Origin of the sequence: Mesorhizobium temperatum, assembly GCF_002284575.1 — a bacterium.
Lineage (GTDB): Bacteria > Pseudomonadota > Alphaproteobacteria > Rhizobiales > Rhizobiaceae > Mesorhizobium > Mesorhizobium temperatum.
This window is the reverse complement of the sequence record NZ_NPKJ01000062.1, coordinates 1-21,491: the sequence shown is the minus strand read 5'-3', so window position 1 is coordinate 21,491 and position 21,491 is coordinate 1. Positions and strand designations below refer to the sequence as shown.

The 21,491-nt window shown below is 59.9% G+C and carries 25 protein-coding genes and 1 tRNA gene; 6 read left to right on the top strand and 20 right to left on the bottom strand.

The window, feature by feature from the left end; genetic code table 11:
* Window positions 1-25 precede the first annotated feature (25 nt).
* On the bottom strand, window positions 26-1,255 hold the full coding sequence (locus CIT26_RS23770) for a septal ring lytic transglycosylase RlpA family protein (protein WP_095494843.1): 1,230 nt from the start codon (window positions 1,253-1,255) through the stop codon (window positions 26-28).
* 406 nt (window positions 1,256-1,661) lie between these two features.
* On the opposite strand from CIT26_RS23770, the gene CIT26_RS23765 reads away from it, so the two are divergent.
* Window positions 1,662-1,751, top strand: a tRNA-Ser gene (locus tag CIT26_RS23765).
* Window positions 1,752-1,880: 129 nt separating this feature from the next.
* Here CIT26_RS23765 and CIT26_RS23760 read toward each other — a convergent pair.
* The 5 genes from CIT26_RS23760 to CIT26_RS23740 form a co-directional block, all read right to left on the bottom strand.
* The gene (locus CIT26_RS23760; RefSeq protein ID WP_095494842.1) at window positions 1,881-2,348 is read right to left on the bottom strand and encodes a hypothetical protein; all 468 of its coding nucleotides are present in this window, start codon (window positions 2,346-2,348) and stop codon (window positions 1,881-1,883) included.
* A 75-nt stretch (window positions 2,349-2,423) separates the two neighbouring features.
* Window positions 2,424-2,609 (bottom strand): hypothetical protein, encoded by a 186-nt coding sequence (locus CIT26_RS23755; RefSeq protein ID WP_095494841.1) that lies wholly within the window; start codon window positions 2,607-2,609, stop codon window positions 2,424-2,426.
* Window positions 2,609-2,854 carry a hypothetical protein gene (locus tag CIT26_RS23750; RefSeq protein ID WP_095494840.1) on the bottom strand — a complete coding sequence of 82 codons (246 nt, stop codon included), beginning with the start codon at window positions 2,852-2,854 and terminating at the stop codon, window positions 2,609-2,611. Before CIT26_RS23750 ends, CIT26_RS23755 begins: the two co-directional genes overlap by 1 nt.
* Complete coding sequence (locus CIT26_RS23745) at window positions 2,851-3,102, bottom strand: hypothetical protein (RefSeq protein WP_095494839.1); 252 nt, start codon at window positions 3,100-3,102, stop codon at window positions 2,851-2,853. The genes CIT26_RS23750 and CIT26_RS23745 overlap by 4 nt, the downstream gene beginning before the upstream one ends.
* Complete coding sequence (locus CIT26_RS23740; protein ID WP_095494838.1) at window positions 3,099-3,578, bottom strand: hypothetical protein; 480 nt, start codon at window positions 3,576-3,578, stop codon at window positions 3,099-3,101. Before CIT26_RS23740 ends, CIT26_RS23745 begins: the two co-directional genes overlap by 4 nt.
* Between CIT26_RS23740 and CIT26_RS23735 the strand changes: the two genes are divergently transcribed.
* From CIT26_RS23735 to CIT26_RS23725, 3 genes are read left to right on the top strand one after another with little or no spacing between them, the layout of a single operon-like run.
* Window positions 3,579-3,959 carry a helix-turn-helix domain-containing protein gene (locus CIT26_RS23735; RefSeq protein WP_245319537.1) on the top strand — a complete coding sequence of 127 codons (381 nt, stop codon included), beginning with the start codon at window positions 3,579-3,581 and terminating at the stop codon, window positions 3,957-3,959.
* Entirely contained in the window at window positions 3,956-4,159 is a 204-nt protein-coding gene (locus CIT26_RS23730; RefSeq protein WP_095494837.1) for a hypothetical protein, read from the top strand. The genes CIT26_RS23735 and CIT26_RS23730 overlap by 4 nt, the downstream gene beginning before the upstream one ends.
* Entirely contained in the window at window positions 4,156-4,527 is a 372-nt protein-coding gene (locus CIT26_RS23725) for a hypothetical protein (protein ID WP_143747898.1), read from the top strand. The genes CIT26_RS23730 and CIT26_RS23725 overlap by 4 nt, the downstream gene beginning before the upstream one ends.
* An 18-nt stretch (window positions 4,528-4,545) precedes the next feature.
* Here the strand turns inward: CIT26_RS23725 and CIT26_RS23720 are convergent, their stop codons facing one another.
* The 6 genes from CIT26_RS23720 to CIT26_RS23695 all read right to left on the bottom strand — a co-directional run bounded on the left by CIT26_RS23720 (window position 4,546) and on the right by CIT26_RS23695 (window position 8,248).
* Entirely contained in the window at window positions 4,546-4,941 is a 396-nt protein-coding gene (locus CIT26_RS23720; protein ID WP_143747897.1) for a hypothetical protein, read from the bottom strand.
* Window positions 4,942-5,066: 125 nt separating this feature from the next.
* Window positions 5,067-5,315: an ABC transporter permease gene (locus CIT26_RS23715; protein WP_095494834.1), complete on the bottom strand. Its 249-nt coding sequence runs from the start codon at window positions 5,313-5,315 to the stop codon at window positions 5,067-5,069.
* Between the two features lie 235 nt (window positions 5,316-5,550).
* Complete coding sequence (locus CIT26_RS23705) at window positions 5,551-5,763, bottom strand: hypothetical protein (protein WP_095494832.1); 213 nt, start codon at window positions 5,761-5,763, stop codon at window positions 5,551-5,553.
* Window positions 5,764-5,765: 2 nt separating this feature from the next.
* Window positions 5,766-6,533, bottom strand: a complete 768-nt coding sequence (locus CIT26_RS23700; protein ID WP_095494831.1) for an N-acetylmuramidase family protein — start codon at window positions 6,531-6,533, stop codon at window positions 5,766-5,768.
* Between the two features lie 33 nt (window positions 6,534-6,566).
* A complete protein-coding gene (locus CIT26_RS36060; RefSeq protein ID WP_143747896.1) occupies window positions 6,567-7,223 on the bottom strand; it encodes a hypothetical protein in 657 nt (218 codons plus the stop codon).
* The gene (locus CIT26_RS23695; RefSeq protein WP_095494830.1) at window positions 7,223-8,248 is read right to left on the bottom strand and encodes a hypothetical protein; all 1,026 of its coding nucleotides are present in this window, start codon (window positions 8,246-8,248) and stop codon (window positions 7,223-7,225) included. The genes CIT26_RS36060 and CIT26_RS23695 overlap by 1 nt, the downstream gene beginning before the upstream one ends.
* Between CIT26_RS23695 and CIT26_RS23690 the strand changes: the two genes are divergently transcribed.
* Both CIT26_RS23690 and CIT26_RS36055 read left to right on the top strand, forming a co-directional pair.
* Window positions 8,238-8,465: a hypothetical protein gene (locus tag CIT26_RS23690; protein ID WP_095494829.1), complete on the top strand. Its 228-nt coding sequence runs from the start codon at window positions 8,238-8,240 to the stop codon at window positions 8,463-8,465. The two genes, CIT26_RS23695 and CIT26_RS23690, sit on opposite strands and share 11 nt — an antisense overlap.
* Window positions 8,466-8,473: 8 nt before the next feature.
* Window positions 8,474-8,776, top strand: a complete 303-nt coding sequence (locus CIT26_RS36055) for a hypothetical protein (RefSeq protein ID WP_143747895.1) — start codon at window positions 8,474-8,476, stop codon at window positions 8,774-8,776.
* Between the two features lie 2 nt (window positions 8,777-8,778).
* Here CIT26_RS36055 and CIT26_RS23685 read toward each other — a convergent pair whose 3' ends face one another.
* The 8 genes from CIT26_RS23685 to CIT26_RS23650 all read right to left on the bottom strand — a co-directional run.
* Window positions 8,779-13,371: a hypothetical protein gene (locus CIT26_RS23685; protein ID WP_095494828.1), complete on the bottom strand. Its 4,593-nt coding sequence runs from the start codon at window positions 13,369-13,371 to the stop codon at window positions 8,779-8,781.
* Window positions 13,371-16,484, bottom strand: a complete 3,114-nt coding sequence (locus CIT26_RS23680) for a transglycosylase SLT domain-containing protein (RefSeq protein ID WP_095494827.1) — start codon at window positions 16,482-16,484, stop codon at window positions 13,371-13,373. Before CIT26_RS23680 ends, CIT26_RS23685 begins: the two co-directional genes overlap by 1 nt.
* Complete coding sequence (locus CIT26_RS23675; protein ID WP_095494826.1) at window positions 16,484-16,981, bottom strand: hypothetical protein; 498 nt, start codon at window positions 16,979-16,981, stop codon at window positions 16,484-16,486. Before CIT26_RS23675 ends, CIT26_RS23680 begins: the two co-directional genes overlap by 1 nt.
* Entirely contained in the window at window positions 16,963-17,322 is a 360-nt protein-coding gene (locus CIT26_RS23670) for a hypothetical protein (RefSeq protein ID WP_095494825.1), read from the bottom strand. The genes CIT26_RS23675 and CIT26_RS23670 overlap by 19 nt, the downstream gene beginning before the upstream one ends.
* Window positions 17,322-20,045, bottom strand: a complete 2,724-nt coding sequence (locus CIT26_RS23665) for a phage tail protein (protein WP_095494824.1) — start codon at window positions 20,043-20,045, stop codon at window positions 17,322-17,324. The genes CIT26_RS23670 and CIT26_RS23665 overlap by 1 nt, the downstream gene beginning before the upstream one ends.
* Window positions 20,045-20,671 carry a phage connector family protein gene (locus CIT26_RS23660; RefSeq protein WP_095494823.1) on the bottom strand — a complete coding sequence of 209 codons (627 nt, stop codon included), beginning with the start codon at window positions 20,669-20,671 and terminating at the stop codon, window positions 20,045-20,047. Before CIT26_RS23660 ends, CIT26_RS23665 begins: the two co-directional genes overlap by 1 nt.
* A gap of 3 nt (window positions 20,672-20,674) precedes the next feature.
* Window positions 20,675-21,079 (bottom strand): hypothetical protein, encoded by a 405-nt coding sequence (locus CIT26_RS23655; protein ID WP_143747894.1) that lies wholly within the window; start codon window positions 21,077-21,079, stop codon window positions 20,675-20,677.
* 87 nt (window positions 21,080-21,166) lie between these two features.
* Window positions 21,167-21,491: hypothetical protein (locus tag CIT26_RS23650; RefSeq protein ID WP_206072809.1), on the bottom strand; the 325-nt coding region annotated here is incomplete at its 5' end.

The window sequence follows — 21,491 nt, the reverse complement described above, 5'->3', positions numbered from 1 at the left end:
TGGCAAAACTTACAGTTTTTGCCGGTCAGTTCCGAGCCACGAGCGCGTCCGGTGCGCCGTGCGACCATGCCGCCTGCAGCATCTCGTCCAGGCTGCCATGGCCGTCCGGATAGAGGTTGACCGAATACCAGTCGTTGCCCTCGAATTCGGAGCGCTGGATTTCGGTCTTGCCGAAGCTGGAAAGCCGGGCTGCCACACGCTGCGCCTCGGCGGCATCCTCGAACGAGCCAGCCGCGATAAAGTCCGTGGGCGACGCGGCCGGAGGAGCTTGCCGCTTCCACGATCGAAGGATTTCGGCAGGCGACATGCCGGCGCCATCCAGCCCGGCAAAGACATTGGAGGCGCGCTGCACGCGTTCGTTCGCGTAAGACAGCGACGCTACGCTGAACGGCGATTGCGCCGGCAGATTGATCTGCGGGCGTTCCGGCACGATCGGCCCGAAATCGGGCAGCGTGACATTGCCGGAGGCCGGCGCCTGCGCCGCAATGACAGGCTGTGCCGATGCGGAATTCGTCAACTGGCCGGGAAATGGAGCGGCGGCGGCCAACGCCGTACTCGGCGATGGTCCATTCATGGCGATCATGACACCGGTGGGCAAGCCGTCCGACGGATCCGGCACCCTGTTGCCTGGATTATAGGAGGCCATCAGGTACCGATCGTCATTGCCGTCAAGCGGCGCCCTGCCGACATATTCGACCTTCACCTTGGCCGTGCCGATATTGGCATAGTCGAGCATTTCGGCGGCGCGCTTCGACACATCGATGATGCGCCCGTCATGGTAAGGGCCGCGATCGTTGACGCGCACGATGACCGAGCTGCCGGTCTTCAGATTGGTGACGCGCGCATAGCTCGGCAGCGGCATTGTCGGATGCGCGCCGGTCAGATGTGTCATGTCGTAGACTTCGCCGTTAGCGGTCAGCCTGCCGTGGAAGGCTTCGCCATACCAGGAGGCGAGACCCATCTTGGCATAGCGCTTGTCTTCCTTCGGATAATACCATTTGCCGCGCACCTGATAGGGCTTGCCGAGCTGGTCGCGTCCGCCGCCACGCTGCAGGCCCGACATCTTGAAGGTGACGCGCGGGCTGGCCTTCACGCCGTATTCGGATTCGGAAAAATATTCCTTGGAGCGGGGCTTCTTGTTGACCATCGGCTTCGACTGTGGCGGCGCGGCACAAGCCGCCAGCAAGGCAGCCGACAGGGCAAACAACGTGAAAGCGCAAGCGCGACGAAGATGCGGGCGCGCCGTGCGTTGCATTTTTCGATTGTCCCCTCTCAACAAAGGCGCCGCAACTTGACCGTCGGCAGGGCCAAAAACCCACTCGACGAATGCCAGCGCCACCTTGATTCGCAATCCCTTGTGCGCAGGAATTGTTTATCACCGTATTAATCGATTGTGGTCGGAACCGGGCGAGATTGTGGCGCAAACCGTCCCGGCGATTGTTGTGAAAAACCACCGCTTTTCAATCTTCGGCGCAGCCATGTTCGTCCTGGTTCAGTTCCGCCGTCAAACGCCCATGGCAGGAACAGGCAACGGCTGGTTGACAGGACTTCGTCGGGCGCACTAGAGCAATGAAGCGCGAACGATCTCCGGGTGGCGCAGCAGTGCCGACAGGTATGAGTTGAGATCAGGACGAGCATCCAAGTGATTGAAAAATCACAATGGAGGGATGGCCGAGCGGTTTAAGGCACCGGTCTTGAAAACCGGCGTGGGTGCAAGCCCACCGTGGGTTCGAATCCCACTCCCTCCGCCAGATATCCAGCTAAGCACATGATATGTTTGCACTTTGTGAGTTGCGGCCTTTCAATTCCTAACTCCGTTCCTAACCTCCGCAAACGATGAAGCCCGCCGCCGTGAGGCAGCGGGCTAGTGGTCAGCTGTCTTATGTTGCTGGGTGGGGTCGCAGGATATCGATCGCTGCGAACTCTGCCGGCTGGATCGTTCGGAAACAAACATACCAAGTTCGCGCTTTCTGGTTGCCGCCACCCACTTCCGAAAGTGTGTCGAACCAATCGCGCTCTAGATGTTTTCGGCCCCAAGTGACCCACCTTTTCAAATCGCGATCTGTTGAGGGGATGACAACCTTTATGCGCACCGCGCGCTTATCGATGTGCCTAATTCCTTCGTCCGGAGCGCTGGCCGAAAGCAGCCCAGCAGCCTTGAGTTTCTGAATGTCCTCTCGTGAAAGCGGTTCGTTGTCGCTAAGGCCATGCCCAGAGCTGTCGCTGTCAGTTGTGAACCAAACAGCGTTTATCGTTCTGTAGGCAGTTAGCGGGATTTCGCCCTTCGTAAGCCCTTCGGCCTTGATTCGTTCGAGCATTTCTAAAGACGTAAAGTGATAAAGAATCATGTTCTTGCCCCCCTAGGGAAAACGCCCGCCGCCGTGAGGCAGCGGGCTTGTTTACCGGTTTTCAGTGACGCTAGGCTAACTCCGCCGCACCAACACAAAGCCTGTAAGATGATCGATCTGAACCCGCCATTCCCCGCCGTGGACCGCCGCCATGCCAGTGGCGATTGACGCCGCGTGGCGCTCGATCTCGACGCCCTCGCCGATTGCCGAAACATCTGACGCGATTTCCCGCAGTCTGTCTAACTGGTTGCCGGCGGTCATTAACGCATCGCCCTGTTGGCGTCGGCCATCACCTTGGTATGGCAGGCGTCAGCCGATGCATTCAGGCGCTCGGCAAGGTCGCGGGCAATCATCGCCAGCGCGCATATCTGATCCGCCAAGGCGTACCGTTTGCCGTTGCGCTCGAACTCCTGTTCCGTGGTCTGATCATAGAGCACTTCAAGCAACTGGTGCAGGTTTCCGATATCGGATTGCAGGTCGTCGAGGTCGTCCGAAGGCGCGCTCATGACGACGCACCCCATCCGAGCGCTTCATAGTAGGCTTGCCTAGCCTTCTCGGACATCGATTCCGCGGTGCAGGCAACAAAGAAAAGCTGATCGGCCTCGCCGTGGGTCAGCACATGATTGGAGCCTGCCGGTTTCGAGGTTAGGCCCATACGGTCCATCATGCTTACGAGAACGTCGAGCATGTTCATGGTGTCGCAGAGCAGCGGCTCCAGGTCCGCGATGTCCGGCTTTCCCTTGGCGGCGCTCATGACTGCACCGCCTTTCTGGCATGGGCCATCGACAGCAAGAGCGCGTCGATCTGCTTGGGCTGGAGTTCGCCCATGCGCCAGTGATTGAACTTTCGTAGATAGCGGCCCTTGGCGACTTGATCAGCCACCGTACGCGCGGGATAGCGACAGATCGCCTTCAACGCGTCATGTTCGCCATCGCTGGCATCGTGCCACTTGGTCTCTTCGGCTTCGGTCGGCTCCCGCCCGAGCTTCATCTGATCGCAGCATGTGCATACGCTGTCCCAATATGCCCATTTTGCCTTGTGGTCCTTGATCAAGGCGCGAAGGGCGGGAGAGGCCTTTTCCTTCCCGGCCGGTGCAGTAGCGGCCGGAGCCTGCCGGGCGCTGGCGACGGTTGCTGCTAGCGCGAGCCCGGCCCCAGCAAGATTGAGGAGGCGGCGGCGGTTGACATCGGGCATGCCTTCGGCGGCTGCCCGAACAGTGGTGTTCGGCATGTGTTTTATCTCCCGTATTTGGTTACCAATACCAACCTGGTTGGTTTTTTAACCATATGCCCGATGGCGGATTGCCGTCAACAAGAATTTGTGTACTATAACAAAATTGCTGCATATGGGGACAAAATGGCGATTACTGGGAACCAAATACGGGCGGCTCGTTCCCTTGTGGGAATGGAGCAGATAGCCCTTGCTGACAAAGCAGGAGTTAGCGCCAACACGATACGAAATATGGAGGCGTTTGGCGCCGAACGCGTGAAGGTCCGGACGGGCACGCTTGACGCGGTAACCGACGCCCTGAGAGGCGCGGGTGTGATATTTCTTGATGATGGTGATACAGCCAACGGAGGCCCAGGCGTTCGCCTGAGGACGAAGCCATGAAGACAATCAAAGACCTGACTGCCCAGATCCGGGGAGAGACGGCGGCGCGCAACACAGCAGAGCAATTTGCCAAAGCGGAAACGCAGCGGGCCGATGCCGCCGAACGTGCGTTACGTTCTTGCACCATCGAAAGAGATCGATGGATGAAGCGTGCAGAAATAGCCGAAGCGGCGCTTGCCGCAGTGGGAACACAGCGTTGACAACAAACACTCCCCGCTCCCGCATGTCAGCCAAGCGACGGCAAGCCATCTTCACCGAGCGCTGCACCGGTCACAACGTGGCGCCGTGCTGCCTTTGCGGCGAGCCGATCCACCGCCACGAAGACCGCTGGATTGTCGAACACAAGCGCGCCCTCGCCTTGCTTGGTCCGGACACGAACCCGAACTGCGCACCGGCTCATTACAAGTGCGCCGAGGTCAAGACCCACACCCAGGACTTGCCGAGGATCAGGAAGGCCAAGCGCCAACAGGCCCGCCATGAAGGCACAAAAAAGCCGGCGCGAGGGTTTCAGACCCCGGCCGGCGCGGTGTTTGACTGGCGGCTTCGGCGCTACGTGACGACCGTCTAGCGTTAGGGCCGGGAGGCGTCAGCGCGTCGGCGATCGATTCGAAGTAGCCTCCAGCCGGACTAAAATCTCTTTCGCGACACGGAGGTCAGACTTGAGCTCCCCGAGCACGGCCGATGTTTCCCGGTTCGCGGAGATTGCTTCCCTCGCCATGGATTCGACAGTCGTGACGCGATAATCGAGACCGGATATAGCCTGGCTGCTGGCGCGCGTGATGTCATCGATCCGCCTCACTTCGATCTGAAGCTTGCCGATCTCGCTCCATGCCCCGCTGAGGCCAGAAACATGCTCGGAATAGACGTAGCCGGCAAAGGCAGCCTGTGCCGCGAACATCGCCAGCAAACCGATTGAGTTTGCGTTCAATTTCCAGTCTATGCTTGGCGCACGCATCTGGTCATCTCCGTTTTCATCGGTCAAATGCCCTGCCCCGCTATTTCTTGCAGTACGCATCGAACCCGGCATTGTGGCGCCGGATCTGGATTGTCGTTTCTGGCGTGTCCTTGCTCGAATAGGTGATCGGCGGGAACACGGAACAGACTGCCTTAGTCCCTCTTGTAAGGGTCGCGGTCTGGCAGCCTGCCAGCGTCAACAGAACTGCGAGCATTGGCGGCGTTCTGGATATCCTGAAGATGCTTTGCATATGCGTCGGCCTCCTTGGCCTTCTGTGCGTTGCGTTCGGCCTTTGCGCCTGAGAGCCGGCCTTTGAACCATGCGCCAGCTACGGCGATGACGCCCGCGCCAATAGCGAGGATGGTTGGATTGCTGAGGATGAAGCCGAGTAGCGCGCTCATTGGACGCCGCCAGTGGTTGCCTGCCCGTTCCAGATCATAGTGCCAATGCCGAAGGGCTGAGTGTATTTCAGCCCCTCAAGGAGCCGCGAAGGCACATCGCCAGCGCTACCGGGGCGCGGGTACGTTTGGGGCATGAGCGGCTGAGTTGGCAGTCCAAGCGTGACCGCTGGGCACGTATCGACATGCGGAGCGTGATATTTCTGACAGGATGGGCAGAACCAGGCGGCGCGTTCCATCACAGATCCTCCGCGCGGCGGCGGCGAAGGAACTCAGTCAGCAAGCCATTGATGACGAGGAACCACGGGAAAATCTCGCTCGGGATGAGCGGCGCCAGCACTTGCGGGTCAACGTAGGTCACGACGGCAGCAACGACACCGATCGCCGCCTGAAGTCGCGCCCAGAAGATGGTTTCACTGTCGGAGAAATAGCTTTTGATGCGGGTCCACATGGTCATTTCCTTCCGAATATCCATTTCAGAATGGCGAACAGAGCTTTCCAAAGCCAATTGCGTTCCGGATACTCGGGCGGCACAGGAGCCACTAAAGGCGGTTTTGGCACGGCAGGCGGCTGTGGAACCGGGATTGGCTTCGCGGGTGCTGGCGGGGCTGCCTGTGGCCACGGCGTATCCTTGATACGCGACCACTTGCGGTAGGCATTGGCGAGCTTGGTATCGTAGGCGTTCTTGCGATAGCCAGCGCCGTTGTAGCCTTTCGCGAAGCCGGCCCAATTGTGGGCGCGCAGTTCATCGTCAAGGTGCGTGTTCTTGATGAAGTTCACCGCCGCTTGAAGATGCGCCTCTTCGTCAGCCATGAAGGCGGAAACCATCGCCTCCACCGTATCGTAGCCGGCAAGATTGTGATTGAAGCCCATGACCTGCGCCAGGCCCCATGAGCAGGAGTAGAGCGCGGCCTTGCGATCGATGGCAATGGCCTTCAGAAGCTTGCCGTATTGCTCGCTTTCCTTGCCGTAGCCGCCCGGCGTCTTATTGGCGAGACCGGCATTGACAGCCTGAGTGCGTTTTGCTGCCGGCACGTACTGGTAGAATTTGTGCCGCTCGAAGAGGATGACAGGGCGCCCCTGCGCGTCGAAGCCAGAGCCGCGCGTTTCCACGTCGATGAAAGCGTGCAGTTCGTCCTCGCCGGCGCCGATCTGCGCGCCAAGTTTCGGCAAGTCGATATCGTCCAGGCGCTTCGCAGCGCCCTTGAACGTCATGTCCATGGGAGGCTCCTTGATTTTCTGACGCAGATATATTCAGGCTGGAGAAACCGCATAAGTGAAAGCGGCCCAAGCGCTAGACGCCGCCAATGTCAGCGTACCAGGATCTTCCACAGCTGCTGCAGCCGCGCGCTCTGCCGAGCTGACGCGGCTTAGGTGTCCTGCACTAGTCGAGGCTCCTGTCACGCCATCCAAGTAGCCGCTGGAAAAGGCATTCACGCTCGTAGTGATGTAGGAAGCACCAGCGACCCACAGGTAGTTCTTTGCCCCACCGGCTGGGGTGAGCGACGGCGGGTCCGGGTTAACGCTGGTTCCGGTTGAGGGTGCGACAAAGTCGATAGTTCCTGACGTGCTTCCAAACTCCCGCATTGCAGAACAGGTCACGTTGTTGCCGTGAGTGATCGTAACGCCGGTCTCTCCACCGGCCGCGAGCTTATAGAAGATACTGGTCGTCCACGTACCGCCGACAAAATTACCTGAAGGCCACAAAGAATAGCCAGCCGGTGTTGTCGGCGCTGCAGCATTCATCTCACAGATGAACTCGACGACAATGAGGTTGCCCGCTGTCGCCGCCGCCCAGGCCAGCACCGTTGATGTGGTGCGCGCCGCGCCGCCTGTGGTGGTGCGCTGTACCACGTTCGGCGCCGCCGAGCTGCCATAGGAGGCAAGCGCCATGTGCATGACGGACGGCATCAGGTCAGCCCCGTTCCAGAGATCCGCCAGCGGGTCGACGTAACCTTGATGGCTGTCGCCTGCCCGCCTGATGCCAGCGTCCTGCTGCCTGTGGAGCCTACGGTTCCCACCAGGACGAGAGTGTCTGACGTGATGGCAATCGTGATGACGCCCGCGCCGAAGTCATTGTCGAAGGTGATGGCCGTCCCGATCGGGAAAGCTACGGAGGCATTAGCCGGGATCGTCCAGATGCGCGCCGTCGTGTCGGCGGCCGGGTGGTAGATGTGTTTCCCGCTATCGGTCAGGACGAGCGTATAGGCCGCGCTCTGGCTGTTCTGCCGGATGAGCGAGGACAGTTGAGCGTCGATGGCCTGGTAAAGCGTGTCGAAATAGGTCTTCAGGAACGCCTTGACTTGGGTCCATGTCGAATAGACCGGCACATTGGAGGCGGTGCTGTCCCCGGACCAGACGCGATCAGCGTCGATCGGGAGCGCCTTCGCCGTCCCGTTGAAATAGGCGAGAATGCCGGCCTTCACATTTGCCCATGTGATTTTTCTGATTGCCGCCGAAACGCTGTCCCACAGCAGCATTTCGTCCGCGTCGACGGGCGTAGACTTGGCCGTGGCATCGTGAATGGCGTCATCCAGGGCACCGGGCAGATTGGCCACGAGCTCACCGGTGAAGGCGTTGGCGAAGGTGATCGATGTCGTTCCAACGGTGATAGGGTTGGCTGCCGTCACGGCCCAGACTGTAGTTCCCCCTACTGTTCCATCTGTGACGGCAACGCGCGTTCCCTTGGTGATGTCGCGGTTACTGTCGAAGTCCCGCGCGCGCTGCCAGGTGGAGCTTGCGGCGATGTAAATGCCATTTTGCGAGGGCACGCTTTGGTTCTTCACCAGGATCCGGTCGTTAGCAGCCGTGACGCTGCCGTCGATCGTCTGTAAACCACTCAGAACGATGTTTGCCGTGGTCGCTAGGCGGCACGGAGCCTTATATGCTACCGTTTCGCCATAGCCAGTGACCTGATCAACCGAAGTGGTCGCCATTTTGATCGACTCCGCATCTAAAAAGAAGATTGTGCCGGCTCAGCCAGGGTTCTGGCAGAATCCGCGCTATAGTGGTTTCGGCATCTTGATCGGTTTGCTGGGAGTGGTGGCGATAGCGATTGCCATCACCAGTTTCATTGACAGGCCCGACGGCGGCGGCACTTTCGAGAAGTGCTGGAACTACGGCGGCAGGTCCGACGACACAATTAATTGCTAGGGGCGCACATGCGGAAAGCTCTTGCCGTCTTCGTGCTGATGCTATCGTCGCCGGCTTTGGCAGAATCTCCGCTTTGCAGCATGAGCAAAGCCGACGCGCTCATTTCTACTCAGTGCGTTCGCTGGTTTTTTGCCTGCAATGGCCGCACATTAGGCGAGCCTGATCCTCGTTTTGCAAGTCTTCCATATAAGACGCGGCTACGGTTAGTCGCTGAGGCCATCTTCGAAGTCGCCGAAGAACAGTGCTTTCATTTCGAATACGCCCAAGCAAAGGCCGCGCTTGATGCCCGGTTGCTTCAAATCGGCGAATAACTCTACTCGGCTACCGCTTCCTTGAGCTGCGGCTTTAGGCCGGCGTCATCGAGGCCGAAGCCCCCTTCGATTGCCCACCGGAAGTAAGGCAGCGTCAGAAACGGGGCCATTTTGAAAGCACGATTGATGTCGGCTTCGTTCAGGTCGATATCACCGTGAGTTGCCCGCGCGCCGATGCCGAGCAACTGCGCCGCATCCGTCCCGAGCTGGAATGACGGGCCGAGCAGCGAGCCGAAGGCATCACGGTTTGCGTATCGTGACGCTGGCGCGCGCTGCATCCTGTCGGGAAAGGCCGCAGCGGCCCCAACAAAGATCCCCGACCCGCCCAGCTTTTCCCATGTGTTGTTCACCTCGAAAGCAAGCGAGAAGAGGCCCGATTTGTCCAGCCCTTCCGCAATCCAGTATCCGGGATTATCGTTCCAGTCGCGGTTTGACTCGACCATCTTTGCGTAGGCGGCGACCATTCCCAGCGTGGACATGCCAATCGTTCCGGTGATGAACGAGCCCGGCCCTTCCTGAAGGCCGCGCATCAGCACTCTTTGGTTGGACGCAAGACCGAATGTTTTGAACTGGAGCAGAGCCCGCCCGGTCGGGGTATGAGCGAACAACGGGACATCGCCCACACCCTTGGTGACGATGATCGAATCCACGTCTTTGTTGACCGCAGCAGCGAACGCGCGCCGTGCGCCCTCGTCGCTCCAGTTCGCAATTCCCGGAATGTGGACGTTTCCGTCGACATCGCCAAATTCGGCAAACTGTTTTGAAATCCGTTCGGCCATATGAGCATCAATGCCGAGGAAGCCCATGTATTTCAGTTCGGCCTTACCGAGCTTTTCATAATCCACCGCGGCATTTTTCAGCAGCCGGTTTTGGACCAGAACCGAGGCAATGGACTTGTGCATATCGTTCCAAAACGGCAGCAACGTCATTTTCGAAAACGTATTCGCCATGTTGTCGATAAAGCGCTCGAAGGGCGAGTTGCTGGCATACGGGTCCGCCAGTTCGGCCATCGTTGCAAGGCGCCCCTGCAACGACCGTTCCGTCACGGCGCCCAGCAGCTTGGCATCCTCGACGGCCAACTTGATCGCCTTCAGGTTGGTTACCAGCGGCGCAATGCCCTCGCCCATGTAGCGGCGCAGGCCATGAACCATCGGCGGCCGGGCAGCATCGGCGAGCGACGAGGCGAGCACCCCGCCCAGCGAGCGCATATAGTTGAACACGCCGGCCACGCGCAGCACCCGAGCATAATTAGTGTGTTGCGTGTCGACCTTGTATTGACCGCGCAGCAAATCGCGCACGCTGCCAATGTCTTCGATGTCGCTCTTCTCGCTACGAGCGAGCTCCAGCAGCGCCTTTTCGCGCGCCTTCGGTTCGAAGTCACCGGCATTCACCGCTTCGCGCAGGGTCAGGTAATCCGCCCTCACCCGATCTAGCTGGCTTTGCAGCGTCGGTTTGCCGGCGCCACCGAGGCGCTTATCCAGATTCGTCAGCTCGACATCGGCCGCCATGACGCGGGCATAGCGCCGGCCGATCAGCTCAATGTCGTGCTCGAGGAATTCTTCAATCAGGTGATCGGGAATGTTGAACGTGCGTTCCTTCAGGGGACCGCGCGCCGCCACCGTCATATCATAGGACGGCATGCCCTGATTTGCGCGGCCGGTAAGCTGCGAGAAAATATCGTCAACGATGCCTTTGACATAATCGGCGCGGTCTTCCGGCGACACGAAGTCAGGGATTTCCTGTTTCACCTTGGGCATCATCGGTTCCAGCTTGTCAGCCTTCACCTTGAGCCCGTCGATGTTGGCGCGCAGCCGCTCCAGGTCGATCGACTTGGCGTTAAGTTCGGCCAGGATTTCATCATTAATCGCGCCGTGTCCGCTGTCGTTCACCGAAGCGGTGGCGCCCATTTTCTTTCCTTCGGGCACTTGTTCCCGATAGTCGAGAGCGTCCAGGCCGCCGTTCATGTTGTCGGACGGCTTCACGTTGCCGCCTTCATGGGCACGCGTCCAGGCCAGCGCCTCTTTCCGGGTGAGATACTGCCCGTCAGGCGTAACGAACCCCACATCGGTAAATTGCACATTGCGCGGGCTATCGATTTCGAAATGCACGCCGCCAGGCTTGCCAACGTACAGATTGCCATCATCGCCGAGATTGGCCGGAGCCAGCCCGCGCGCAGGAACCTCGCCCGCGCCGATCGGTATGGCATCGCCAGCGACATTGGTGACCGTCTTGCGGGCTGGAGCACTCGCAGGCCTACCACTTTCTGCTATCAACCGCTTGAGTGCATCGACGCGTTTTGAGAGCGTGCGCTCCTTCAGCTTTGCCTTGAACAAGTCGCGCCGTGTCGTGCCGTAGTCGACCACCAGAGCAACACGCGGCGACGAGTTGGCGAGATCCTTCACGGCATCAAGTTCGGCTTCCAGCTTCTCCAGCTCTTCGCCTACGGCCTTCGCTTCAGCAGCAGTGATTTTGCTCTCATTGACGATGGCGTCGGTTGTCCTGTCGAAGTCTTCAATCTCCTGTTCGAAGCGGGAGATTCGCGTGTCGATGCCGGCCGTATTCTTTTCGGCGCCGGTCACGCGCGCGATGAAGTCGCGGACATCCTTCACCGAGGCATTGGGAGCCAGGCCAACGCGGTCCAGCCATTCGCTGGCCACTTGGTCCAGATTATCTAGCGCCGCCGCTGTGGCCTCTTCCTCTGCCGTGCGCAGCGGGTTTCCGCCCAGCTCAGAGCGGATCGATTCCATAACTGCCACCGGGTCGACGTACCCGCTACCATCAGCGGGCAGATTGGCGAAAATCTCGTCTTCCGACTGGACGAAGTTGTCGACATCGCCAATCCCGCCTTTCTTGATGAAAAGGCCAGGATGCGACTTTGGCGTCACGTCCATTGCGCGCAGTTCAAAGTCCAGCTTTGAGCCGACACGCACGCCACCCTTGCGCTTGATGACGGCCAGGACTGGCGAGCGCTCGGCAAACGACTGTTTCTTGCCAGCAGATCGAGCAGCAGCCCGAGCCTGTTTCACCGTGTCGACCATCACGGCATTTTCGTCGGTGCCGCGCAGCATCTTCACCAGATCCGGCGGAGCGCGCTCCTTCAGCACGTCTTGCCGGGTCTGTTGCAATTGCCCGAGGTCCGCTTGCTTGCGTTGCCGAATGCCCTGCCGGCCAGCCAGACGGCTTTCGATGTTTTCGAGACGTTCCGAGACTTGGCCGAATGCCTCACGCCGCTTTTCAGCATCGACAATCCGATTACCCACGCGGATTTCATCGGCCTTGAACTCTAGTTGCGCGAGCTGGTCATCGATCCATGGCTTGACGATTTGCTTGAAGCGCGCTTCGCCGGCATTGAGGCGCTGCGAATTCCAAAGGCGGGTCAGGTAGGACGTTGCCGTCTTGACGTTGACATCCGCCGGCAGCAGGCCCGCGGCGATTGCCTCATCCTTCAGCGGATCGAACAGCGTCTTGCGCCACGATTGCGCCGCGGCAGACACTGCATCGTTTTCGCCGACATCACCACGGCGCATCGCCTTGCTGACAGCCGTCCGAAACTCTTCCGGCGTCATCTCAAAGCCAGGCGTTTGCCGTGCCTTGGCATAGGTGCCGCGCATGTCTTCCAGGGCTTTAGTCAGGGCGCCCCGGTCCCAATACTTGACGGCGCTTTCGACGGCGAGATTGCCTTCGCCGCGCACATTCTTTTCGATGTAGTAGCCAGTCTCCGCCATGTTGGCCATAATCTCACGAGACGGCGCCGAGGGACTATGCGAGCCTCGCAACGTCGGATTGAAGCCAGACTGCAGTGCGCCCACGGTCTTTGCGCCGGAGGCGATGCCGTAGTCACCGAGGACGGGCCGATCGACGGCCGCAGCGCCTATGCCTTCGGCATGAGCTGCAACCTGTTCAGGCGTCGGAACATGGTCCTGCAGTGCGCGTTCGACAGAAGCGAATGCGGCTTTACGTTCGGCGCGCGAGAAGAGAGCACCCGCCCCGGCGCCGAGCAGCCCGCCCAGGACCGTACCGGCTCCAATGGCAACCGCGCTTTCGGCCAAGGGCCGAGTCTGTTGTGTCGCTTGCAAGGCTATCTCAGAAGCACCAGCACCCAACGCCCCGGCGACAGCAGTTCGCGCGCCGGTTCGCAACGCTGCCTGCCCAAGTCGAACACTTGTGACCAATTGCCCGCCAGGGATTAAGGACGGCACGTCGACAACACTCGCCAGCATGGAAGCGCCCGTCCCCCACCAGCCGCCCGCATCGACCGTTCGCCGGTCTTCGGTTTCCATGTCGATTTGAGCTTTCATCGCTTCGAAGCCGGGGCGATTGAAGACGTTCGCAAACCGATCCCAATGCGTTTCGTAAGGCGTCCCCTTGATCTGGTCCCACATCACATCGCCGCTGAAGCCATCTTCACGCGCGGCCAGATCGACGCCGGCCAGCTTGTTCGAGGCCATCGAACCAATCATGTTGTCCTGCCTGAAGCTGGCGCCGAGCAGCGTTGCAATGTCTGGCGCGACATCGGTTTCTTGCGCTGGCTTGTAATCGACAGCGCCGAACGTGCCGAGCGCCGGCCGGTCTTCAGGGTATTGCAGGATTGGCATCAGGGAACACCCAGATTGGAACCGAGCCCGAGCGGGTCGACTTCAGGAGCAGGAACATTTTCCGGCGTAGGTTCGGTAAGTTCGAGATTGTCGCTGCCACCCATCCGCAGTTGATCGGCATTTGCCTTGCCCAGGTCTTTCGTCTGGATTGCCTGATTGGCCTTCATCCAGTCCGGCAAGTTCGGGTCATCCATCACCGTTTCAGCATCGGAAGCCGCGGCGCGCTCGATATCGTTGGCAGCGTCATTGAGGCTGTGGCGGGCTAGGAACCGCTTCTTTGCCTCTTCCGCGCCCTTGGCCACGCCACCGTTGAGCGCCTTTGCATCGAGCCCCCAGGGACCGGCAAAAACTTCATCAAACTTCTTTTGGCCGTCTTCCGTGTACTGGTAGAAAAGCCGATAGCGCGGCGGTCGTTTCATCTCGATATCGGCCCGAGTTAGCTGGTTCGGGATGATTGCGATGTTGTCGACCTTGCGCCCATCGTGGAGCCCGGCGACGTAGCTTTCCGCCGTCTTCAGTGCGTCGTCGCGAAGATAGTCATATTTGCCGTCAATCGCCGGATAATGCAGCTCAGGCGGCAGGCGCATAAGGTTAGGAGAGCCAGATATGTTGCTGACATTCCAGCGGGTTTTTAGTTCAGCCAGCGCTTGAGCTTTCGCCGCGCCAGTGTCGCCGCCGGTCTCGTAATATTTTTCCTCCGCGATTTCCTTGTACTCAGCCAGGAGCGCGTTGGTTTGAATGGGCATGATGCCGGCGCCCGGCTCCGAAGCGAAGATGCTCGGATCATAGGCGTTGGTGACATCGGCAACCGTCAGGGTCTTTGTGAACTTCTCCAGGCCCGGCTTCAGAACTTCGCGGTTCACCTTTTGCGCCGGGTCATCCATGGCAAGGATGGCCTGCGATGCCTCTTCGCCGGACATGCCCCGATCGTTCACGAAATGACGGAAGGCGGCGAGCTTGTCGCGAATGTCGGCCGCGCCCTCGACGGCACCGAACGACACTGGCGCAACGGTCTGGAGCGCATCAGCTTGCGACATTGCAGCGGCAAAGACGGCCGGATCTTTGGAGGCCGCGCCCTGCCTCACCCTCGCCTGAAGCGTGTCGGGAATGTAGCCGGTCGCCTTGACGAAGCCTTGCGTGACTATCGGCTGTTGCTCTTCAGGCGTGACTTTCATCATCTGGTCATAGGCCTTGTTCGCGGTCGACTTTTGGTCGCCGTCGAAGCTGTTGACCGATGCGGCAGGGCTCCCCGCCAAGATAGCCGAAACCAGTTCGCCGACGCCCCCTTCCTCCTTCTGCTTCGAGCGGAAGGCCTTCAGGTGCTTGGTGATGTCGCCATCGTTCAGAAGATAGTCGCTCAGGATCTGTTCTTCGCTGACAATCTTGCCGGTTTCGATGCCAAGGGCGACAGAGTCGTCATAGGCCGTGTATTGCGCCTGCTGTTGAACGCGGGTCGCGGTCGCCTCAGTCTGAATGTCCTTTTGCGTCGACTTGGCGATTGCGTCGCGTGACACATAGTCCATATCGGCGAAGCGAGAATCGATCTTGAAGCCCGCGCCGCCGCGCTGTCCGAGCGGTTCAGCCTTGCCGGCCATATGACTTGCGATAGCGTCACGCGCCCAGGTCGGAACACTGTCCGAATGATGCGAGGCACCCCAAGCGCGACGTGAACCGATATCGAGATGCAGGGAATTGGCATAGACCCCGATGCCGGTAAAGCCGAGCGATGAAGCCGTCTGGATAAGCCGGACACGCTCTTCGTTCGAGAGCTTGCTGACATCGAGGTCCAGCGCGTTGCCGTGCATGTGTTGGGATTTCCGGGCACCGCCGGCCTTTGCGTTCCGTTCGGGGTCACGAAAGCCCGAGACGATCGGCACCGAGGCGCCGAATGCGTTCTGCACTTGCTTGAAACGCGACATGACAACGCTGTTGACGCCGGCAACATCAGGACTACCAACACGGCCGGCAGCATCGCCGATGATGACCGGCTGTTCTTTCCCGCCGCTTGCCTGCCCGCCAGCATCGGCGCCGCCCTTGGTGCGCGCCATCACCTTCTTGTAATAGTCGGCCGATTCTTGCGGTATCACGGCATCATTGCGACCGCTGGCCAGCCACTTGTCGGCCCGAGCCGCGCCGCCATTGTAGGCAATGAGCGCCGCTTCCGTGTCACCGTCATAGCGGGCCAGCATCTTGTTGAAATAGTACGTGCCGTACTTCTCGGAGACATCCGGGTCTTTCAGGTATTCGGCTTGCGCGTCGGGCGAGGCTGGGAAATTCGGATCGCCGATTTCCTCAGCAATCTCGATCCCCGTTTCCGGCATCACTTGCATAAGGCCGATAGCGCCCTTCGGCGAGACGGCGCCAGGATCGCCTTCGCTTTCGACGCCCTGGATTGCTTGGATGATGTCGTCCTGCCCCGGAGCCTCACCCAGCGCCCGGAGCCGATCGGCCGGCTTCATACCGTTCAGGGCGGCAAGCTGTGCCTTGGCCTTCCAGCCGCGGCGAAGCGCATCCTTTTCGATCGGGTTTACGTCTTCGTCAGGGATGGAATCGATGTAGTTGTTGCCCTCGAAGACAGCATCATCGAATTTCGACGGGTCGCTGTAGAGCCGGCTTTCAATAGCCGTCAGTCCTTCATCGACACTGGTTTTATAATAGGCCTTTCGCTGCTTGCGTTCGAAGTCGCCAGCGCCGCCCTCCCCGTTGATGAGCGATTCTTCCGTGCTGAAAAGCTTCGCGTCATAGACCGGCTTTAGCTCAGCCGGAACAGTCGTCATGAACTGCTTTGCAGCTTCCTTGTAAGCGCCCTGATATTGCTCTTTGAAACCAAAGGCGCCGGGTTCGGCCTTGTCGCCGGCCGCGGTGAGCTCTTGCGCCCGAGCCGACTTGAACTGCTGGAATCGGCTTTCCGTTTCAAACAGCTTTGATTTGTCGACCGTTTCGCGGGCTTGCGTCTCCTTGAACTTCAGGCCGTCCGCCATCGACTGCGCGCCGGCGCCGAGCTGCGCAATGCCCTGCCCGATGGCAGAACCATCATAGGAGGCGATCGGCCGACCGGACCGACCGCTGATAGGCGCACTCAGGTCTTCAACGCCAGGCAGTTTCAAAGCCATCAGTAATAGATCCCCGAAGACGGCGCCGCATAAGGCGTCGGGTTCCAATCCTTCGCGAAGGAGCCAACGCCATCCATCAGCGTGCCGGCCGCCCCGAAGTATGAGCCCGTCTGTTTTGCTTTACCTTCCATACGAGCCGCGGCGGCTTGAGCCCGCCTGCCCTTCGCCCGCTCTTCGCCGCCATAAAGGATCATGCCTTTGTTGACCTCGCCTTGCGTGATGATATCGCCGGCCAGGGATTGGACCGTTTCATCGAGCGCCCCGAGGCCGGAGGCACCCGCCACAGCCTGTTGACGCGAAAGAACGAAGTTCTTCTCCTTCGTGGCGCGTTCCGCTTCACGTTGAGCCGCAGCCTTCTCTTCCTTCGCCTGCTGTTCGAGCTGTGCCGCCTGGAAATCGCCAGCGCTCTTTGACGCCGCGCCGGCCGCAAGCGTGCCAGCGGCAGAAGCAGCGGTTCCCGCAAGGGCAAGGATGGTGCTTAGTCCGAAGTCTGCCATGTCCACACGTCCCCATCGTCAGGCTTGAAACCAAGCCTCGAGAGCCATTTTGCCGAGGTCTTTTCGTCAGGATCACAGAGCGCGATAATCCGCTTGTGCCGCGCTTTGGCATCGTTCAGGAGCGAAAGAGCCGTCCGGTGGATGGCATGGCGGTAAGGCCTCGCCTCATCCTTCAGCGAGCAGAACGCAATCACGTTGCCGCCGGAGAACCAGAACCCAGCGACAGCCGCCAGCTTGCCATCAACAAGGCCGGCGATGCCCCGAACCGTTGGCCCGCTGCCCTTGTCGCCGTACCATTCAAGAAGATGCTCTCGCGTGAGCGGAACGACTTCGTGAGCCATCAAACCTTGTCATTTGTCTCGACCGTGACAACGGCAGCATTCAGCACGCAAGGCTTCGGCGCCGTTGCCCGGATGCAGAGGCGGCTATCCGGCTTCCATTCGCCACCGAATGCCGTTGCCGGCTCTTCATAGTCGGTGAAGACTTCGTCGGCAGTCACCGGCCGGCCCTGGTAGAGACGCGGCAGCTTGTCCATGTTGGTGAAATCGCGGCCGACTTCGATCCCGTCGTTGTGCACCAGGCCCATGACGAGGCCGACATAGTTGACCCGCTTGATTTGGCTTAGAGCCGTACCCGCCGATGCGGCATAGGCCAGCTTGGTCGATTTGTAGAGCGCGGTATATGGCAGGCCCACCAAGACATCAGCGGCGGTAACAGCCGCACTCAGCGTGATCGAGCCGCCGGACACCGTGTAGGCGCCGAGATACTTCCCAGCGCCCCAGGCGACCACGCTGTGACCGTTCAGATGCGAAAGGCCGGTCACGGTCGTTCCTGTCACGGCTGGAATGATGATGAAGCTGTCGGCCTGCTTATTGAGCGTGCCGCCAACGCATTCCGATTCCATCGCCATCTTTTCCAGATAGCGAACCGTTGCCGCGCTCACGGTGCGCCGGACGCGGTAGAATACCTGGTCTTCGTCTTCGCCCGGAAGGACAGACACGCCCTCGACAAAGCCACTGCCGCCAATCGAAATGCGTGACCAGCAAGTCACGTCTTCGGTCGGCTCATAGGTGAGCACGACGACCGAGCCGTCATCGAGCCAGAAATGCGCCCTGGTGTCCGGCTGGCGCTGGGTAGCCATCCCGACCACCTTGGCAGATCCGGTCAGATCCGGGCAAAGCAGCGTCAGGTCACGCGGGGAGTATTCGTAAGTGTCGGGGCTAAAGACCAATTCGAAAAGGCGCTTGCCCGAGCGCTGGGCAAAAATGCCGCGACCATCAATCTTTGCCGCCGCCACACCCTGTCGAGAGCCTTGCGTTGATGGCGCCCCAGCCTGGGCATTCTGCGGCGTTAGCGGTTCATCGAACGATGTCGACTTAATCGAAAACTCAGCCCCAGGAGTACCGATGATCGGCCGGCTGAGGGATAGCATGAAGTTGATGGTGTCCACAGGCCCGGACCCCAGCGTCCGGTTGATAGGGCCGGAATCGCCCTCGAAGTCCGGGTCAAAGTTCTCGTAATCGTCTGACACCGAGAAGATGAAACGCGACTTGCCAGACCATCCAAGCCGGCCTTTGTCGAACGCCACAGCGCCAGGCCAACCTTGCTTGTCCGACCAGATGCCTTCCTGCCAGTTGTCAGTGTAGTCTGTCGTCCCGAACCGATCGAGGACTTCGACGCTTACTTCCGTTGAAGATGTGAACCCAGTAACGCGGCATACCCCGTACGAGCCGCCACCGTCATAAGTAATAGCCATCGTGGCCGTACCTGAGGTGTAGGCGCCATCCGCAAACCCGACCTTGTACCAGACGATGGCGTTATCATCGTTGTCGCGATTCTCCTGATTGGCCGCGTTGGCGGTGATGTCGATCGCGGCGCTAGATTTCTCTTTCCGAAAGGTCTTATACCCCTGGTCTGGACCATCGAACGACCGCTGCCAATTCATCGTGCCGACCCAGACGCCACTAGCCGTCCAGAACCAATTGCGGTCGTTGTAGTCGACCCCGACAACCCCTGTTACCCGGAATGGATCAGTGTAGGCCCCGCTCGCCCCAAGCTTGAAGGTCTGGGCTACTCCTTCATTGAACAGCCTGAAAATGGCGCCGACATGCGTCGATTTGAAAAACGGCTTGTCGGCGGTCAGCGTCGTGTTGCCGTTTGTCGATGCGACCTTCAGCTTCACCTTTGCCGATCTGGCACCGAAGAATGGGCCGGTGGTCGGTTGATAAAGCGCAATCGACCAACTGGTGCCCGTACCGCGGCGTTCGATTCGGCGCTGTTGATACCCATCGCAGGCGAGGAAAAGCACGTCCGCCGACTGGTCCCAGCGCACAAACGGCAGATCGGCCGCAGCATAGGGGATATCCAGTTCCATGGTACCGGAAGACGCCACCTGGCAGGACGCAACAATCTTGTCGATGTCCAGATCCGATTGGAACTGCACCCAGAAATCGCCGGTTGGCGTGAAGGCGAGACTATGGGCGCCGGTGCGCAGCGTGGTTTCCGGGATGTATTCGTCACCGCCAGAGGTCGAACCACAGCGGAAGGTGACAGGCCCGCGCGTCACGCTGATGCTGAGCGCGTGTTCCTTGTTCAGGTCACCGCCTGCCACAGCGATTTGACGCCGGCACAGCGCCAGGCCGCCAACATTCACGGCATTGAGGATCAGACCGGAGCCGCCGAATGTCAGGGTGCCGCCATTGGTCGACCCGTCGGTCCAGCTAGCCGAGGTGGCAAAGTTGCTGTTCGAAATCGTCGTGGCGACCGCAACACGCGAGATCAGCACATCATTGATGCGAACCCGCATCTTACCGTCCGCGAACTCAATCTGCGCTGTGTCGTCGGTCGCGGCAACGAAAGGAATGTCGATGGCAAAGGCGTTGTTGCGGCTGGCCCCAAGGTATTCGAAGCCGGGCCGCAGAAACATCGAACCGGCAGTCTTGGGCAGCCAGTTTTCCATCACTTCCGCAGACAGGCGGATGCGATCGACATCAACGCGCGTCAGCGCGGACGTGGAAACAAGCCCCCGGTTGAAGGCCAGCAGCGGAGCATTCGTTTTTGCCATCAGCGCAGCCCGGCCGGCCTGCTACGCGAGGACGAGCCACGGCTTTGTACAAGCCGGCCAGGAGGCGGGTATCTGGTTACCGCCTCATTCATGGCATCGGTGTTGGACGCCTTGTATTTGGCCTTGTCCCGCGCCTTTTCGAGACGGTCTTTCCGATCGACCGAGCCCGTGATTTCCTCGCAGACCGTCCAGGCCAGGCACGTTTCGACATAATCGACAAAGGATTGCGGCCACAGACCCAGATCCATGCCATAATCTTCGTCGTTTGATACGTATTTCAGATAAATGATCGACTGGTTGGCGAGAATGTAGCTGGTCCGGTCGTCGTAATCGAGCAGCGGAACGCGGCCGTAGCCGTCCGTCGTCAGGCCAGCCGTGCGCAGCCAGTCGTCGGGTTTGTCGAACACGTATTGATAGCCGAAGTTGCTGCCCTCACTTGTCGTAGCTTCGAGCTGCACGAAGCGCATTCCGAAATTCCAGAACGCCGCCTCCAGGCACGCCTTCACGGTCTTCGCGTATTCGGCATCGAGCGCACGGCGCGCTTTCCCCTCATCCGTGAGGGCGGCAAGGCGCGGCTGACCAAGCTTGATCAGGGCGCCATTGTAGAGGGAAAGCTGATCCGTCATGGCTTAGGCCGCCTTGAGGTGTTCCGCGATCCAGGCGGCGCCCGCTTCCTTGGAATCGAGCATTTCAGCCAGGACGGTCTTGTCTTTGGTTCGGATGACGCGCCAGCCGCCATTCGGGCCACCCCAGCGCACTTCATGTTCGGCTGGCTTGGCGATCGACGCTTCATTCGTGAGCGCCACCGGGCCGACGATGTAGGCCACGCGAGCGCCACCAGCGGCGCCCTTGCCCACTTCAAGGACCATGACTTCGCCGAACCACTGCCGATCGAAGCCGACGACTTCAATCCGGTCATCGGCGCGGAGTTGCGGACCGACATGGACCCAGAAGCCAGGGTCAAGAAGCTCTTCCGCCTTCGTGCCGGCATAGAGGGCGATGCGGTGAACGTTGCGCTTGCTTTCGGCCAGCATCAGGCCATTGACGTTGAGAGGCATAGTCAAATCCTTATGGTTGTGAAAATGGCCAGGGATGCATTCCCCGTCCCTGAGAAGGTTGCCTTACCAGCCGCGCGCGTTGATCGCGTCCACGATGATCTGCGAAAGATGCGTTTGACCGTTTGGTGGCGTGGTTGTGCTCGGGTGCAGCCCGTCCGATGTTTGCGATGTTGGCCACAGACCGGCGGCAACAGCCGCGTTGTCAGGCGCATCACCAAGGCTGTAAGTCTGCATGATTGCCAAGGTCGGCACGTAGTGGGTTGGATACGTGGCGATTAGCCATGCATGGATGGAGTCTTGGACCAGACGCGCCGGCATGCCGGTTTCATCCGTACCGGGTGAGTACCCGTTCTCTATGTACAGCCAACGATCATGCGTCAGGTGCGCG